Source organism: Metabacillus halosaccharovorans, from assembly GCF_002019635.1.
Classification (GTDB): domain Bacteria; phylum Bacillota; class Bacilli; order Bacillales; family Bacillaceae; genus Metabacillus; species Metabacillus halosaccharovorans.
This window is the reverse complement of sequence record NZ_KV917373.1, coordinates 229,417-246,219: the sequence shown is the minus strand read 5'-3', so window position 1 is coordinate 246,219 and position 16,803 is coordinate 229,417. Positions and strand designations below refer to the sequence as shown.

The window sequence follows — 16,803 nt, the reverse complement described above, 5'->3', positions numbered from 1 at the left end:
AATCTCTTTTATGCTTTTATGCTTTCATTGATTAAATTATACAGGAGAAATCAAATAGTTCAATATATTTTGAAAACTTTGCTTATTTTTTTCTATACAATCTAGCAAAAAACCTATCATATCAACAAAAAACACAGCTACCTCAAAGATAACTGTGTTTTCCTGCAAACATTGTAAGGTATGATTACATTCTTTTAAAATACTATTTTTGTAAAATTTGAACTTTCAGTGCTCTTCTTAAAATTTTCCCGGTTGTATTTTTAGGAAGTTCTTCTAAAAACTCGATTGAACTAGGTATTTTATACTTAGCTAAATGTTGTTGGCAGTATTCCATAAGCTCTTCTGCTGTTACTGTTTTATTTTTCACAACAACAAAGCATTTTACTGCTTCACCAAAGTTTGGATCAGGAACTCCTAATACTGCAACCTCGACAACTTCTTCGTGATTATATAATACCTCTTCAACCTCGCGCGGGTATACGTTATAACCGCCAACAATGACCATATCTTTTTTTCGATCAACAATATAAAAATAACCTTCTTCATCTCTTCTGGCAAGATCACCTGTATATAGCCAGCCATTCTTTAGAGTAAAGGCTGTTTCTTCAGGCATTTTATAATATCCCTTCATAACATTAGGGCCTTTAACAATTAATTCCCCTACTTGATTAGGTGGTAATTCTTCGCCTAATTCATTAACAACTTTATTTTCTACATTCATAATATTTGTCCCAATTGAGCCTGGTTTTCGTGGACGATCAAGAGGGTTGAAGCATGTAACCGGTGAAGCTTCTGAAAGACCATATCCTTCTGATAAAATCACTTTAAACTTTTGTTCAAATCCTTTTAATAAAGCAACAGGCATTGAAGCACCGCCCGAAACACACATACGTAATGATTTTAAGTCTTCCGGTTGAGCTTTATCATATTGAAGTAAAAAGTTATACATGGTAGGAACTCCGGCAAAAACAGTTGCTTGATACGTCTTAACGAGATTAAAAATAGTGTCAGGACTAAACCTAGGAACTATGAGCAAAGTTGCCCCGTTCATAAGTGGTGCATTTAACGCAACAGTCAGGCAAAAAACATGAAACATCGGTAGAACCGTTACAATCACATCTTCTTTGTTCATTTTTAAATAATTAGCTGTATCCAAGGCATTACTATATAGGTTTTTATGTGTTAGCATCGCACCTTTTGGTTTGCCGGTTGTTCCGGATGTATATAAAATAACAGCAACATCTTCTTCATCAAGTTCGGGACCTTCAAATTGAGTGCTGCCTGTAGAAAGCATTTTTGTAAACCTTTTCAATTTTGTGTAAATCGAAAGCTTTGTGATATCTATTTCTTTTTTGTCTGAAGTTGGCGGTGTATCACAAGTAATGATATGTTCAAGCTCCGGAAGCATACTTTCCATCTTCTCAAACAACGGCAAAAATAAATCCAATATAACAGCTGCTTTTACATCACCATTGTTCAAGATATAGGCAATTTCATCAGGTGTATAAATCGGGTTAACCGGAATAACGGTTGCACCTGCACGTAAGGCACCATACAATGAAATGACAAAGTATGGAGAATTTCCTAATACAATTGCGACATGATCTCCTTTGTTAACTCCCAACTCCTTTAAGCTGCTTGCAAATTGATTGATTGCTCCTTCAAGTTGCAAATATGTTGTTTCTGTTCCATCAAAAATAAAAGCCGGCTTTGATCCATGTTCTTTGACAGTTTCAGACAACCGTAAAGATAAATTCATTCTCCCACCCCTTTTTAAAAATGAATGAATAGCCATTCACTCATCTGATAGAAACTTTTTTCTATTGGTATAAAGAACCCCTTTGGTCATGGTGACTTACCTCCAGAAAAACATTCTACTTCCATTATATTGAATGAAGGAACATTTCACAATGACTGAGATTGATTCCATATTCTAAGAAAAGGTTCATTTCATTAATAGGATGGACCTTTTACACGTTAATCCTCTGAACTCCAAATAAATCCTGTACTTGCCAGACTTATTTTTCCTTTATATTGCTCATTTGCCTGTGCCACTAAATCCGCATGATTACCGAAATGAGGGAGATGTGTTAACAGCAATTGCTTTACCTTTGCTTTATGTGCAAGCTGTCCCACTTCAGCGCTGTTCATATGACCTGCACTTTTTCCATCTTGATGAGAGTATAAGCTGCACTCTGAAATGAGGAGATCGGCATTTGACGAAAATGGGATGAAATTGTCCTGATAACTTGTATCGGCAGTATATATGACAGTTGATACGTGATCAGTGATTTTCATAGCAAAACATGGCGCCGGATGAGTGGTTCTTAAAAACGTAATGGAAAATGGTCCAATTTCCAACACCTCTGTTTCCTTATATACAACACCAATCGTTGCATTTTTATATGTCAGTTTTCGAAAAGCTGCCTGATCTAAATCATGCCCATAAATAGGCAATGTTTTTTTTCGATTATGAATCAATCCTGTAACATAACAGCCATATTGTAAGGGTCCTATGTCTGCTACATGATCATGATGATAATGTGATAAAACAACTGCATCCAGTTGATCGATTGAAATGGTTTGTTGTAATTTTGACAAAACCGCACTGCCACAATCAATCAATAACCGAAAACCGTTTGATTCGAATAAATAACCTGAGGTTGCACCTCCTGCGTTTGGAAAGCCGCCCCAATACCCTATCACCGTTACTTTCATAAGTCACTCAACCCTTTCTCAATTTCTCACCATGACCATTATAACCTCTGTGGAACCTTTTTAACATTCGTGAAAAAAATTGGCCAACACCTAATTTTGTGAAATTAGCTTTTACTTTATATTCCACATATACTCCCGATAATTGTTACAAAACAGTTGTTGACACATCCTAAACTGTTATAATACAATATGTGTAACAAATCAAACGGAGGGGATCCAAATGATGATGAAAATAACAGAATTTTTCAGAAATTTACCAAAAAAACAGTGTAAAGAGTGTGGAGGAGAAATTGAAGAACAGCATGAGTGTTATGGAAATACTTGTAATGAGTGCTTACACGTAACAGATCTTTAATCTTTTTTACGCCTATACTGTTAGATAACAGGTAGTAAAATACAATATTGATATATTACAAGAGCATAAATATATCAATAAAAATAAGAAGGTTGGCCTATTGGCCAACCTTCTTATTTTTATGATGTCGCGACTAAATGATCTCTATTTGTAGATGAACCCCGATATGCCAGCTTAGAAATGAATTCGTGATTCTCAAAAGTACGGAATTGCTTTCTATGTATTTTTTCACACATAACATCTATTGATTTTTCAGCCATAGCATCAACCGGCTGTATGACTGTCGTAATCATTGGATCTACGAGTTTGGTAATCTCCATATTATCATAGCCGACTACAGCTAAATCCTCCGGTATTCTCCAACCTGCCTTTTGTGCCTCTGAAATAATGCCAGCTGCAACCGCATCTCCTCCAGCAAAAACAGCTGTCGGTGATACCTTCATACAAGCTAATTTTCGAAAAACCTGCTTACCGTCTTCAACTGATGAAACTTTATCAAAATAAAACTTTTCATAAGAATGTATATTTACTTCTTGTAAAGCAGATTGAAACCCCTTTATTCTAGCTCTCATTCCTTCGCTTTTTACCCCGTTTGAACAATAAGCTATATGTGTATGTCCCCTTTCAATCAAGTGCTTTGCTACCAGATAGCCGCTTTGCGCTTGATTGACATACACCATTGGAATATTTGCATTCTCTATTTTCTCATTACAAAGAACAATGGGACCGTAATTTAAATATGAATCAATCACAGACCAATCATTTTCAACAGCTGTCATAATGACACCATCGACTTGTTTGGTTTTTAATAGATTCAAGTACCGGCATTCTTTTTGTTTTGAGAATTGCGTTTGACAAATAATCAATTGATATCCTTTTGATGAAGCTTTCATTTCCAGCAACTCAATTAATTGACTGAAAAAAGGTGTGGATATTTTCGGTATTAATACAGCAATAATTCCTGTCTTTTGATTTCTTAAGCTTCTTGCAGCAGAATTAGGAACATACCCCAATTGTTCCATTGCCTTCTGCACAAGCTCCTTTTTTTCATCTGAAACATATGGGTGATCATTTAATACTCTGGACACAGTTGTCCTTGATAATCCTGCCAGCTTCGCGACATCTTCAATGGTAGACAAATTACTCCCTCCCCACAGGCTCTATGTTGCCCACCTTGCTTGACCTTGGAAACGTTTTCAAATATGATTATATGAAAATATCATCTATAATTCAATCTTTTTTTACAAAAAGTGTTTATTTTACCTACGGGTTCAAGTTTTAATAGGAGCAATTTATAGAAAACTGCTCCTACTATTTTTTATCCTATATCTGAAGTTACGAATTGTTTAACAGACCTATGCAATTGCTCATTTTGTTGTTTCATCATGTTAATTTTCTCTACCATATCAAGAGTTAGATCAAGATTAGTTTTCATATTTTGGAAGACCTTCTCCATTCGGCCTGTCATTTCTTTAAAACTATCCTGCTGCTCATATCGTCTACCTTGAATCGTGACCGTATCACGATTTACACGTTCCAACGTAATGAGAAAATCATTCATAAATTGATTAACCTGATTGACCTTATCATCAATCGTATGAAATCTTTTCGGCATTTTTACTAATTGGTCGCTTAATAACTCAATTTTTCGAGATAATTCGATCACCTCCGAGAACCCTGCTGTCGTTTCTTGTGCTGTACGATGAATCATGTCCTTAATATCTGCTGTTGAGTCTTTGGATTTATTTGCAAGCTTTTTAATCTCATTTGCAACAACTGTAAAGCCTCTACCCGATTCCCCGGCTCTTGCAGCTTCAATACTGGCATTAAGCGACAGTAAATTTATTTGTTCGGAAACCTCTGTAATCAAGTTAACCATTTGTTCACTTTCTTTTGCATAATTGGTAATTTTGGATACATTATCATGAAAAACGGTCAGTTTATGATTAACATCATTATTTAATTCACCAACATCTCGAACAAAGCTTGATATGTCTGTCATTTCTTTTTGAATCCAGCCCAATTGATGTCCTATTTGCTCTATTGAAGAAAAAGCCTGTTGTATTTCTGCAATCACTTGGTTTTCCACTTCAATCTCCTGTTCAAGCCACTTTTCTGATTTTGATACATACGTATATGTTTCTTCAATTTCTGTCATTTGCTGTGATGCACTTTTCTTCGAATCTTCACTTAATGACAATACATTCACTGTTGTATCAAGAACATGTGATGTTTGTGTTTTTACCTTGTGTACAAGATCATTTAATGTGGAAAGCACTGTGTTAAACGCTTTATTCAGCTCAGCCATATCTTCTCCAGGCTCATACTTGATCTTTTTTGTCAGATCTCCTTTTGCCGCTGCAATTTCATTCATCGCGACAATTGTATCTAAAACCGAAATGGATGCACCATGTTCACTTACATTTAGCCCTGCTTCCTCCTCATGCTTCTCTACTCTAATATTCATTGTGAATTTCATTATTCCATAGATTAATAGCCCCATTCCGAATGCCCAAACAAATGCCATTCCTGCACCTAAAGCCTGGACACCTAGCTGCTCAAATCTCGATTGAAGCACAAGATTTTCTACAGGAGCAAAAAGGGCAAGTCCAATTGTCCCCCATGCACCACAGACTCCATGAACTGCAATTGCTCCAACTGCATCATCCACTTTAAATACTGATTCAATGATTCTTAAAGAAAAAACAACAATCGTTCCACCAATTGCTCCGATAAGCAAAGCTGTTTCAGGTGTTAACACATTAGCTCCAGCTGTTACCGCAACAAGTCCTCCTAATATTCCATTTAAGATATCCTCTACCTGTGGTCTCTTATCAAGGAACCAGCTTACTATCATTGCTGTTAATCCGCCACTTACTGCTCCAAAATGTGTATTCAATGAAATTAATGCAATGTGAATATCTGCCACTCCTGTTGATCCTGCATTAAAACCAAACCATCCAAGCCATAAAATAAACACCCCTGTTACAGCTAAGACAGCATTAGACATTGCAAATTTACGGCTTTTTCCATCTGATGAATACTTTCCAATACGAGGACCCACAATAATGGCAGCAGCCAGAGCAACCCAGCCTCCGATCGAATGAACGACCGTTGATCCGGCAAAATCCATAAAACCTAAAGCTTCCAACCACCCTTGGCTCTCGCCATTCCATAAGCTGCCCCAAGCCCAATGTCCAAAAATCGGATAAATAATTGCACTAATCATAATTGTGCCGATAATATATGCACTAAACTTAACTCGTTCAGCAATAGCTCCGGATACAATGGTTGCAGCGGTTCCTGCAAAGACAATTTGAAATAATAAAAACGCCCAATTAGTTGGATCTTCCTCAAGTCCTTGAAATAAGAAACCATCCAAGCCGATCCATCCGTTAGACGATGATCCAAACATAAAAGCAAAACCAATTAAGGAAAACACGACTGTTGTAATTAGTAAATCAATCACATTCTTCATTGCCACATTAATTGAGTTTTTTGCCCGGACCAATCCTGCTTCTAATAAAGTGAAGCCAGCTTGCATAAAAAAGACTAAAAAAGTTGCGATAACCATCCATAACACATTTACATTAAGTTGTATCGTATCCATACTTTACCTCCTAAGTTATAAACTATGACGTATAATGATATATTTTATAACATTATAGGTAAAAAGGGGGAATTTTCTGAAAAAAGTTGATATTCTTTCGATTTTACATGTCATAAGAACTAACAACATCTCAAAAAAAGAGCTGATCCTATTTGGATCAGCTCTTACCTTAAGCATTTATAGATCTATTTTCATGGATACTACGATCTTTTTTCACTTTTCTCGAAAAGTAAAGAATCGTTCCAATGATCATGACCAACATCATCCCGGCAAGTTTATACACTTGATTCCACATGGTTCCAAAGTCTCCAATCGAAATAATGGATCTAAATCCCTCTACAGAATATGTCATTGGTAACCAATGGTTGATTTTTTGAAAAATCTCAGGAAGCAACTCAATTGGGAAAGTACCTGCACTTGTTGTTAATTGAAGTATTAACACAATAATGGCAATAAATCTTCCCGGATTATCCATTGTTGTCACTAAAAACTGCACAATTGCCATAAACGTTAAGCTTGTTATAATACTAAACAGCATAAAGTAACCAACACTCTTAACTTCAAGTCCTAATCCATACAATAGGACAACATCTGCAAGAATTGATTGGACAATGGCCACAATACACAGCACACTAAATTTACTAGCAAATAACGAGATTCCTGACTTCGGTATTCCTGTTGTTTCGCGCAATGGAAAAACAACTGTAACAAGTAAGGAACCAACAAATAATGCTAATGATAAAAAGTAAGGTGCAAGACCTGTTCCGTAATTAGAAACTTTATTAAGCTCTTTTGTTTCAAGATGAACTGGATCTGCCACCATTTCATATTGATCATCAGAACCTTTTGCATCATTTGTGTCTGCCGTTGCATCACTTAACTTGCTCGAAAGTTCATTTGTCCCTTCAGAAAGTTCCGATACCCCATTATTTAATGTAGTTGCCCCATCTGCAAGTTTACTTGTTCCATCCTCCAACGCAACAGAACCGCTTGCTAATTCATGAATTCCGTTATCTAGTACTTCTCCGCCATTCTCTAATTGCTCTACACCGGTTTTCACTTCTCCGATTTTTTCGCCGAATGTTTTTAATCCTTGGCTTACTTGTGATTGAGCGTCATTTATTTGAACAGCTCCATTATAAAGTTCTTCCTGCCCTGATGTTAACTGTTGCACAGCATTTTCCACTGATGCAGTTCCTTCATGAAGCTTACTCGTATTCTCAGGTAGTTGCTCAACATTTGCATATAAGCTATTTGCTCCATCTGAAAGCTGATGTAGATTTGTCGCTAGTTGCTTCCCGCCATCATCTATATGATTTAGTGCTTCTACAAGAGCAAGTAGTTGTTTTTGTTGTTCTCCTTCTAATGGGACCGTTTCTAACGTTGCGGCCAACTGATTTACTGTTTCAGTTAGTGCTGAAATATTTTGCGATAAAGAGTCAGCACCTTCACTTGCTGCAACATTTCCTTCAGCAAGCTGTTTCGACCCTGCAACTAATTGCGGGGCACTTTCATTTAATTGATTTGTCCCTTCAGTTAGTTGTGGTAAAGCTGCCTGAAGTTCATCCATTCCATTTAGCGACTTATCTAGGCCTTGCACCAAATTTTCTGTTCCATCTTCGGTTTGAACAGCACCGTCATAAAGTTCGCTCTGTCCTTGTTGCATAGCCGAAAGCCCACTATTTAAAGTAGATAGTCCATCCGACAATTGAGTTGAACCAGCTGAAGCTTCATTAAGACTTTCTTTAAATATAATTGATTTTGACACTAGTTCATGAAGATTTTCATCTAAGGACTGAGATCCTTCTTGAAGATCTGATACACCGTCATCTATTTTTGCGGCTCCATCACTTGCATCACTTATTCCCTCGGCCATTAATTCCATACTGTCAAATAAGTTTTCTGCATATGTTTTCGTTAAAGAATTTGCCACTTCTTCTTTTATTTTCTCTATTGCACTATCTCCAATTTGGCCTGAGATAAAGTTATAGCCTTTATTTGTTGTAAACGTTAGTCCAAGTTGCTTTGGTTTATCATCTAGTAAAGTAGTTGCATTTTCCGAAAAATCTTCAGGTATCTCGATGACCATATAGTAATCGTGGCTCTGAAGCCCTTTTTCCGCTTCCTCACTACCAACAAACTGCCAATCAAACTTATTGTTTTCTTTTAAGTTGTCTATAAGTTCACCGCCAACATCAAGCTTTTCTTCTTCAAATGTTGTACCAGTGTCCTGATTAACAACAGCAACCGGAAGCTGGTCGAGGTTTCCGTACGGATCCCAAAAAGCACTTAGGTAACCACCACTATACATTAAAGGAATAAACATAACCCCAATAACAGCAATAAGCACTTTTTTATTTTTAAATAATGACTTCCATTCTTCTTTCAATAATGACATGCTCTATTCCCTCCTATGTGACAAACTCTCAAAAGATTGACATGTCGTTGTAATATTATGATACTTAATGACTATTCTATCCATTCGGTCATTTTTTACCTAAATAAGAGGATTATCTTATAGACAATCCCTTTAATAAGTAACCTTCAAAGATCTCGGCAATTTTCCCTTTTTCTAATGGTTCATGGTGCTTTTCCCAATCAAAAATGAGTGAAATATATAATTTAAGAATGATAAAAGCAGTCAATTCCGGGTCACATTGTTTTAGCTCGTTACGATCAATGGCATCAATAATTTTTTGCTTTATATATTGCAACACCATTTCTTCGACTTTTTGCACACCTTCATTCACTGTCGGTGTTCCCATTTCTTGGCTTTCCTGAAAGATCTTAATTGTTAGATGGTGAGTTTTCCGGAATTCCAGAATACTATATAATGCTTGATGCACACTGTCTACAAACGGACGTTGTGAATCAAAGGCTTCATCTGCGACTATTTTCATATCAAGCAATAGATGATCAATGATTTCTGAAAATAAATCCTCTTTATTTTTATAGAAAGTATAAATGGTGCCTTTTCCAACATTCGCCAATTTTGACACAAGATCCATTGTCGTACCTTTATAACCAAATTGCGCAAAAGATTTTGTAGCAGCTTCTAATATTTGCTTCTTACGATCGACGCTCATAGGTTTCACTCCTGAAGAATATTGACCAAATGAACAAATCGGTCAGTTGTTATTTATGTAATATAACATGCCTTTCTCTTTTTTACAAGGCGAAAAATCAGGCAACTTTTGCAATACCTTGTTCATCAAAAAGACTTTGGATTTTGTTTACTTGTTCCTGATTCTCTATCACAACATATTTTGTTGTGAAAATTAGTGTACCTTTTACTTTTACCGAAAGTTTGTATCCGTTGTCAACTCTTGTGCTATATCCATATAGCTCGTGCCAGCGAATGATTTTTTCTGTTTTATAGGATTGAATTTGTTGAGTAGAATAGTACCTGCCATCTAAAATGATTCCATCTGCTAAAACATAGAAACAACTTTTATGTTTTACCGCACTGATAAGAATAAAAAATAGATAGGCAGAGCTAATGAAGGATGACTTTAACCAGTCTGTTGCAAGAACCATAATTAGAAGAATGAATAGTAATACCAACGCAAAAAAAGTTCCCCACTTTACATATTGATATGTTTTTGTATTCTTTGATAATGGTTCCATCTCTTTCCATTCGGTTGGGATCAAAATATGTTGAAAATCTGTTTGCCGTTTCGGAAAAAGAGCATCATGAGACATTTCTGCAGCTTTTTTAATATTTAATCGATATTGAATTAAATATCCAATACCCATAATAAAAATCACAATATAAAGTATATCAATCATTTGATTCTCTTCCCCCTCTATATTAAATTCAATAAATGAATTCTTCTTTATATATTATACGGAACAAGATTGTAATAGGTTTCATAGAATATGTAATATTTTACATTCCCATACATATAAAAAACTGATCAGCTTTTGTGATCAGTTTTATTGTTTAAACGGAGCTACCCGATGTTTTGTTCCTTGTTCATACGAATAAGCAATTTCTATTAAGGTCGGTTCCATATAAGCCTTCGCTGTAAAAGTAATTCCAACAGGTTCTCCTTCATTCGTATACCCAGCAGGCACAGTAATCGATGGGTAGCCCGCTTTTGCCGGAATCATTTCACCATTAGCGTTTGGAAAGACAAGCGCATCTAATTCATGCTCTTTCATAGCAGCATCTATCCCTTTTGTTTTTGATAAATAATCATCTTTTTCTAAACTCTCAAGGTATTCGGGGGAGGTTAGATTACCACTTGTCAAATCGGCATCAAGAAAAACCTTTTGTCCATACTTTAACGCTTTTTCACCTAATTGTTCATTCGCTTGTATCAGATCAGTTAACGTACGGACTCCAACACTTGAGTCGATTGTTTTTAAATAGGCTTGAAGGTCGGTTTTAAATTCATAAAGCATCACATTTATATCCCAGTTTTCATTTGTTGAAGGGATATCAATTGAATCAATAACAATAGCACCTAGCTCTTCTAATTTCTTAATACTTTGGTTCATCACAGCAAGTTGTGACTCACTTAGTTCATCAAAATAAGTGTTGCGTGCAATTCCAATTTTTTTTCCAGATAGTCCATCTTTTTTTAGATGATGTGTGAAATCGTGATGAACTAACTCATTGCTTTGTGTTGCAGCATCTAAAGGATCTATCCCCCTTAAACTATTTAGTAAGATGGTGGCATCTTTTACTGTTCTCGCCATCGGACCTGCCGTATCTTGTGTATGAGAAATTGGGATAATTCCTTTTCGACTTATGAGTCCGACTGTTGGCTTAATCCCAACAAGTGAATTTTGACTGGCAGGACTTAATATAGAGCCTGAGGTTTCAGTTCCAACTGCTGCAACAGCTAAATTTGCTGCAATGGCTGCTCCGGAACCCGAGCTGGAACCTCCAACTATAAATGAAGCACCATACGGATTCAAGACTTGACCACCTCTTGAACTGTAGCCTGACGGCATGTCTTGTGCTATGAAGTTCGCCCATTCTGTTAGATTCGTCTTACCTAAAATAATGGCTCCAGCTTCTCTCAGCTGCTTTACTAAAGTGGCATCTTCCTTTGCATATGAATTTGCTAACACTAAAGACCCTGCACTTGTATGCATTTTATCTGCTGTATCAATATTATCTTTAATTAGAATTGGTATACCGTGTAACGGTCCGCGAGACCCCTTTGTTTTTCGTTCATAATCAAGGGCAGCAGCAATATGTAATGCATCCGGATTAACTTCTATAATGGAATTTATTTTAGGCCCGGATTGGTCGATGTCAGCTATTCTTGATAAATACATGAGGACTAATTCTCTGGATGTAATCTCATAACGATCAAGTTTTTCTTGGATTTCATCAACTGTTACCTCTGCCAGCCATTCATTTTTCAACTTGTCAAGTTGCTCATTTATCATGCTTGTTACCCCTTCCTTGTCACTCATATTCCCATTTTACTTGTTACATCCCCAACTTACAAAAAAAGCAGCAAAACACTTTGTTTCACTGCCTCTGTTTCTTATTTATTTACATGTTTTAATACAACTGTTGCCAGGCAGTCAATGAACTCAGGTTTTGCATTTGGCATTTCAGGACGATAGTAGCTTGCTCCTAATTCATCCGTGATTACCTTACATTCATAATCATTATCGTACAGTACTTCTAAATGATCTGCTACAAAACCGACCGGCACATAAACAAATGTTTTATAGCCTTCATTATATAAATCTCTTGTTAAATCTTGAACATCCGGTCCTAACCATGGCTCAGGTGTGTTACCGGCACTTTGCCATCCTGTCACATACTTTTTAACTCCAGCTGCTTCCGCAATTAAATCAGCTGTTTCCTGTAATTGCTGTGGATATGGATCTCCGTTTGCAATTATCTTTTCTGGTAAGCTATGCGCAGAAACAACTAATACTGATGAGTCTTTTTCTTCTTGTGTCATACTGCTGTATGTTTTTTTTAGTTGATCTGCCCAATAAGAAATAAATTTCGGCTCTGTGTACCAGCTTTCAACAGATGTGATCGTTAAGCCTCCAAGCTTTTCTGCTTCTTCCTTTGCCCGTCCATTATAAGACTTAACACTGAAGGTAGAGAAATGAGGAGCTAATACGATACTTACCGCTTCTTTAATCCCATCTTCATGCATTTGTTTGACAGCATCCTCGACAAATGGCTCAATATGCTTTAAACCAAGATACATCTTAAATTCAATTTCATCTTGAATATCATTTAAATGCTGTTCAAGCTTCTCTGCTTGTTCTAACGTAATTTTAGCTAGTGGTGAAATACCACCAATAGCTTCATAGCGATCTTTTAAGTCCTGAAGCATTTCGGGCGCCGGTTTACGTCCATGCCTAATATGAGTGTAATAGCGCTCGATATCCTCCTCTTTATAAGGCGTACCATATGCCATTACTAGTAATCCCATTTTTTTCTTACTCACTTGATTTCACCTCATGATTCTATTATTTAAAGGGTTATTGACCTACTTTTGCTTTCTTTGTGTAATCATGAACAAATGATGTTAATTGTTTTAATGATTCCGGGTTTACTTGCGGGAAAACACCATGTCCAAGATTAAATATATATCCATCCTGCTTCATCCCTTGGTCTAATATTTCCTTTGCTCTTTCTTCAATTACTTCCCAAGGAGATAGTAAGATTGCCGGGTCAAGATTTCCTTGCAATGATTTTGTAAGTCCCATTGAACGAGCCTCTTGTATTGGAAGTCTCCAATCCAATCCAACAACATCAAGCGGGAGGTCATGCCATTCGTTGGCTAGATGACTTGCTCCTACACCGAACATAATAAGTGGTACATTTTCCCCTTTTAGTTCACTAAAAATTCTCTCCATCGTCGGCTTTATATACACACGATAATCTGCCACATTTAATGCACCTACCCACGAATCAAAAACCTGGATAGCCTTTGCACCAGCACGAATTTGAGCTTTTACATATGTAATACTCATTTCAGCAAGTTTATCCATTAAAGCAAACCATGCATGCGGCTCAGAATACATAAACGCTTTTGTCTTGTTATAGTTTCTTGAAGGACCGCCTTCAATCATATAACTGGCAAGAGTAAAAGGAGCTCCGGTAAAACCGATAAGAGGAACTTCGAGCTGCTCTTCGGTTAGTAACTTTATTGTATCTAATACATAAGGAACATCACTTTCCGGATCAATCTCTCCCAGTTTCTCAACATCTTGAATAGAGCGAATCGGATCATCAATAACCGGACCAATTCCTGATTTAATCTCAACATTTACACCAATTGCCGGAAGTGGTGTCATAATATCTTTATAAAGAATGGCAGCATCCACATCATACTGTTCAACAGGCAGCCTTGTCACATACGCACAAAGTTCTGGTTGATGTGTAATCTCAAATAAGCTGTATTTTTCTTTAATAGCCCGATATTCAGGCTGTGACCTGCCTGCTTGTCTCATATACCAAACTGGAACATAATCTGTCTTTTCTCCACGACACGCCTTAAGAAACGTATCATTGATTTTCTTTTCAGCCATTCTAAAAATCCACCTTTCTATGTACAAGGGTCAATCCCTAATTATTAAATTATATTAATTATAAAGTAATACTTATTCTATATTATTCTCTCTGCACTTTCAACTATAACGGTTTCATTTCCGGTTGTATAGCTTAGATCGGCAAATGTCAAAAAAAAGACGAAAACATTACAAAAGCGCAAGCGCCTTGATCATCGCCGTACAAACTGGAGGAGCATCGACTAAAGATTTAGGAAACACGGTAAGCGAAGCAAACCGATGTTGACTTATCGTAGGGAGATGATCTGAAGTTTGATAGGCGATAGGCGCTGGAGCTAGACACCAAAACTAAGTACAAAATTAAATACTTTCTTCCTTAATTACCGTTATATCAATTTTTCGCACTAAATAATGTTGGTTTTTCGGTTGATGTTTGTTTTCCTTCTTCATTTGTTTGAACATTATAGGGAGCTACAGAATATGTTGAATTCGAAAAAACGTTCGCAAATGGAATTTCATAATATCCTTTTCCTGTTACAGTTCCAACAAGTTTCTTTTCATCATTTTGTACGGATTCGTATATTCGATATTCAACACGTTCATCTGATAAAGGTTCCCATTCCAATGTTAATGTAATCAACCCTAATGGCTTAAACGTATATTTTGCATTCACTTTTTCAATCTCTTTCATTCTTATCGGACTTTCCAAGTCTTCTACACCTTCCGGAACGGAAAAAGCTACGTTTTGGTCCCAATCAGCTTCAGTTAAGATATCCTTAAATAATTTGGTTGGATAAGAACTTCCGTGTTTCAAATAATGGTCTTTGTCTGTTTTATCATAGCCCATCCACAAAGCCCCAACAACATTCTCAGTGTATCCGACAAACCACGCATCTTTTGCAGCCCCTTTTACACCTGGATAAGAGGTTGTACCGGTTTTACCTGCCAGTTCTCCACTAAACGCACCATTTTGCGCAGTACCTTCACTTACAACATGCTGTAGCATTCGTGTCATATCCCAAGCAGTTTGTGGGGAATATACTGGTTTTGGTTGAGATTGATGCTTAGCAATGACCTTACCATTCCGATCTTTTATTTCATTAATAAGGAACGTATCACTATAGTTTCCATTCGCAGTGAAAGTTCGATAGGCATTTGCCATTTGGAGTGGTGTAACACCTTCAGATAATCCACCTAACGCAATTGCCAATCCATCATCTTTAATATCAATTCCTACTTTATGCAAGTATTCCTTGCTCTCTTTAATACCTAGTTCAGATAAAGCCCATACAGCCGCAGCATTTTTTGAAGAAACAATGGCATCGAACATTGAAACTTCCCCTGCATATTGCTGATCAACATTTTGTGGAGAATAATCCTCATACGATAATTTTTCATCTTTTAATAGAGAATATGGCTGAAAAAGTTTTGATTCCAGCGTTGGTGCATAAACAGCTATGGGTTTAAATGTAGACCCGGGTTGTCTTGTTATATTCAAGCGATTTAATCCCTTTGGCACATAATCACGACCACCAATAGCGGCTATGATACCACCTGATTTATTATCCATTAACACAAAGGCACCTTGAGCGGTTTTATCTGTTCCTGGAAAATATTCAGCTTTTTGGAATAAGTCATATGCAGATTGCTGGAGATTCACCTTAAGCGGCACTTTAATTGTATAGCCGCCTCTTAGCAGTTCTTCATTCGATATGGCATATTTTTCTTTTGCTTCATCAAAAACCATGTCAACATATGTTGTTAGCCATGGATTCTCCTGCTTCTTATTCACTTGAAGCTTCACTGTTTTTCCTTGGGTTCTTACAGCCTCTTCATAAGAAATATAGCGTTGATCTCCCATTAAACTTAAAATCGTATCTCTTCTTTCCTTACTTTTTTCACTATTAACTATTGGAGAATAAGTGGAAGGAGCCTTTGGTATACCTGCAAGTAATGCGCCCTCCTCTAACGTTAACTCTGAAACATCTTTATTAAAGTAAAGATTCGCAGCAGCTTTGATTCCGTATGCACCATGCCCAAAATAAACCTGATTCAAATACATTTCAAGCAGCTTTGATTTGCTGTACCGTTTTTCCAGGTTCACAGCTATAATCGCTTCCTTAGTTTTTCTCAACCATGTTTTATCATTTGTCAGGAAGATGTTTTTGGCTAACTGTTGAGTAATCGTACTGCCGCCTTCTACCTTCCCGCCGGCAAGAATATCCTTGTAAAGAGCACGGCTAATCGCTTTAATATCAATACCATGATGGTCATAAAAACGTTGATCCTCTACAGAGATAAATGCCTGTTGAACATATTCAGGAATATCTGATATATCAACAAGTTCACGGTTTTCTATATAAAGTTTGGTTATTTCATTTCCTTCTTCATCAACAAGTTTAGATGCTGTATTCATAACGAGTTTTTCTTCATCTATGACATAATTACCCATGAATATGATAAAAAGATAGCCGAGAAGAGCGAAGATGACAATAGAGACTACTGCGATCGCTGATAAGATGAACTTTCTTTTCATATCATCACCCCTTTTAAGCTTAGTATTGTTAAAATTAGGTATGTATATGTGTTAAAAACATTACAATTGGAAAAATAATAA

12 protein-coding genes are annotated in these 16,803 nt (G+C 36.6%); 1 reads left to right on the top strand and 11 read right to left on the bottom strand.

The window, feature by feature from the left end; all coding sequences use genetic code 11:
• Window positions 1-202: 202 nt before the first annotated feature.
• On the bottom strand, window positions 203-1,759 hold the full coding sequence (locus BK577_RS25560; RefSeq protein ID WP_078435629.1) for a fatty acid--CoA ligase family protein: 1,557 nt from the start codon (window positions 1,757-1,759) through the stop codon (window positions 203-205).
• Window positions 1,760-1,977: 218 nt separating this feature from the next.
• On the bottom strand, window positions 1,978-2,718 hold the full coding sequence (locus tag BK577_RS25555; RefSeq protein WP_078435628.1) for an MBL fold metallo-hydrolase: 741 nt from the start codon (window positions 2,716-2,718) through the stop codon (window positions 1,978-1,980).
• Between the two features lie 220 nt (window positions 2,719-2,938).
• On the opposite strand from BK577_RS25555, the gene yhfH reads away from it, so the two are divergent.
• On the top strand, window positions 2,939-3,073 hold the full coding sequence (gene yhfH, locus BK577_RS25550; RefSeq protein ID WP_078435627.1) for a protein YhfH: 135 nt from the start codon (window positions 2,939-2,941) through the stop codon (window positions 3,071-3,073).
• 119 nt (window positions 3,074-3,192) lie between these two features.
• On the opposite strand, the gene BK577_RS25545 is transcribed toward yhfH, so the two are convergent.
• From BK577_RS25545 to BK577_RS25505, 9 genes are all read right to left on the bottom strand, one after another.
• The gene (locus BK577_RS25545; RefSeq protein ID WP_078435626.1) at window positions 3,193-4,212 is read right to left on the bottom strand and encodes a LacI family DNA-binding transcriptional regulator; all 1,020 of its coding nucleotides are present in this window, start codon (window positions 4,210-4,212) and stop codon (window positions 3,193-3,195) included.
• A 179-nt stretch (window positions 4,213-4,391) separates the two neighbouring features.
• The gene (gene amt / locus BK577_RS25540) at window positions 4,392-6,683 is read right to left on the bottom strand and encodes an ammonium transporter (RefSeq protein WP_078435625.1); all 2,292 of its coding nucleotides are present in this window, start codon (window positions 6,681-6,683) and stop codon (window positions 4,392-4,394) included.
• 169 nt (window positions 6,684-6,852) lie between these two features.
• A complete protein-coding gene (locus BK577_RS25535; protein WP_078435624.1) occupies window positions 6,853-9,081 on the bottom strand; it encodes a YhgE/Pip domain-containing protein in 2,229 nt (742 codons plus the stop codon).
• Between the two features lie 112 nt (window positions 9,082-9,193).
• Window positions 9,194-9,769 carry a TetR/AcrR family transcriptional regulator gene (locus BK577_RS25530; protein ID WP_078435623.1) on the bottom strand — a complete coding sequence of 192 codons (576 nt, stop codon included), beginning with the start codon at window positions 9,767-9,769 and terminating at the stop codon, window positions 9,194-9,196.
• 97 nt (window positions 9,770-9,866) lie between these two features.
• Window positions 9,867-10,472 carry a hypothetical protein gene (locus BK577_RS25525; RefSeq protein ID WP_078435622.1) on the bottom strand — a complete coding sequence of 202 codons (606 nt, stop codon included), beginning with the start codon at window positions 10,470-10,472 and terminating at the stop codon, window positions 9,867-9,869.
• Between the two features lie 147 nt (window positions 10,473-10,619).
• Window positions 10,620-12,089, bottom strand: a complete 1,470-nt coding sequence (locus BK577_RS25520) for an amidase family protein (RefSeq protein ID WP_078435621.1) — start codon at window positions 12,087-12,089, stop codon at window positions 10,620-10,622.
• A 101-nt stretch (window positions 12,090-12,190) separates the two neighbouring features.
• The gene (gene hemH, locus BK577_RS25515) at window positions 12,191-13,120 is read right to left on the bottom strand and encodes a ferrochelatase (protein WP_078435620.1); all 930 of its coding nucleotides are present in this window, start codon (window positions 13,118-13,120) and stop codon (window positions 12,191-12,193) included.
• A 34-nt stretch (window positions 13,121-13,154) separates the two neighbouring features.
• Entirely contained in the window at window positions 13,155-14,207 is a 1,053-nt protein-coding gene (hemE, locus tag BK577_RS25510; RefSeq protein WP_078435619.1) for a uroporphyrinogen decarboxylase, read from the bottom strand.
• A gap of 370 nt (window positions 14,208-14,577) precedes the next feature.
• Window positions 14,578-16,722, bottom strand: a complete 2,145-nt coding sequence (locus BK577_RS25505; protein ID WP_078435618.1) for a transglycosylase domain-containing protein — start codon at window positions 16,720-16,722, stop codon at window positions 14,578-14,580.
• Window positions 16,723-16,803 lie beyond the last annotated feature (81 nt).

What these genes read in the sequence shown, in the direction of transcription:
- amt (WP_078435625.1), bottom strand. Translation starts at nt 6,683, where the DNA reads ATGGATACGATACAACTTAATGTAAATGTGTTATGGATGGTTATCGCA.
- BK577_RS25535 (WP_078435624.1), bottom strand. Translation starts at nt 9,081, where the DNA reads ATGTCATTATTGAAAGAAGAATGGAAGTCATTATTTAAAAATAAAAAA.
- BK577_RS25520 (WP_078435621.1), bottom strand. Translation starts at nt 12,089, where the DNA reads ATGATAAATGAGCAACTTGACAAGTTGAAAAATGAATGGCTGGCAGAG.
- BK577_RS25505 (WP_078435618.1), bottom strand. Translation starts at nt 16,722, where the DNA reads ATGAAAAGAAAGTTCATCTTATCAGCGATCGCAGTAGTCTCTATTGTC.
- BK577_RS25530 (WP_078435623.1), bottom strand. Translation starts at nt 9,769, where the DNA reads ATGAGCGTCGATCGTAAGAAGCAAATATTAGAAGCTGCTACAAAATCT.
- BK577_RS25555 (WP_078435628.1), bottom strand. Translation starts at nt 2,718, where the DNA reads ATGAAAGTAACGGTGATAGGGTATTGGGGCGGCTTTCCAAACGCAGGA.
- hemE (WP_078435619.1), bottom strand. Translation starts at nt 14,207, where the DNA reads ATGGCTGAAAAGAAAATCAATGATACGTTTCTTAAGGCGTGTCGTGGA.
- yhfH (WP_078435627.1), top strand. Translation starts at nt 2,939, where the DNA reads ATGATGATGAAAATAACAGAATTTTTCAGAAATTTACCAAAAAAACAG.
- BK577_RS25525 (WP_078435622.1), bottom strand. Translation starts at nt 10,472, where the DNA reads ATGATTGATATACTTTATATTGTGATTTTTATTATGGGTATTGGATAT.
- BK577_RS25560 (WP_078435629.1), bottom strand. Translation starts at nt 1,759, where the DNA reads ATGAATTTATCTTTACGGTTGTCTGAAACTGTCAAAGAACATGGATCA.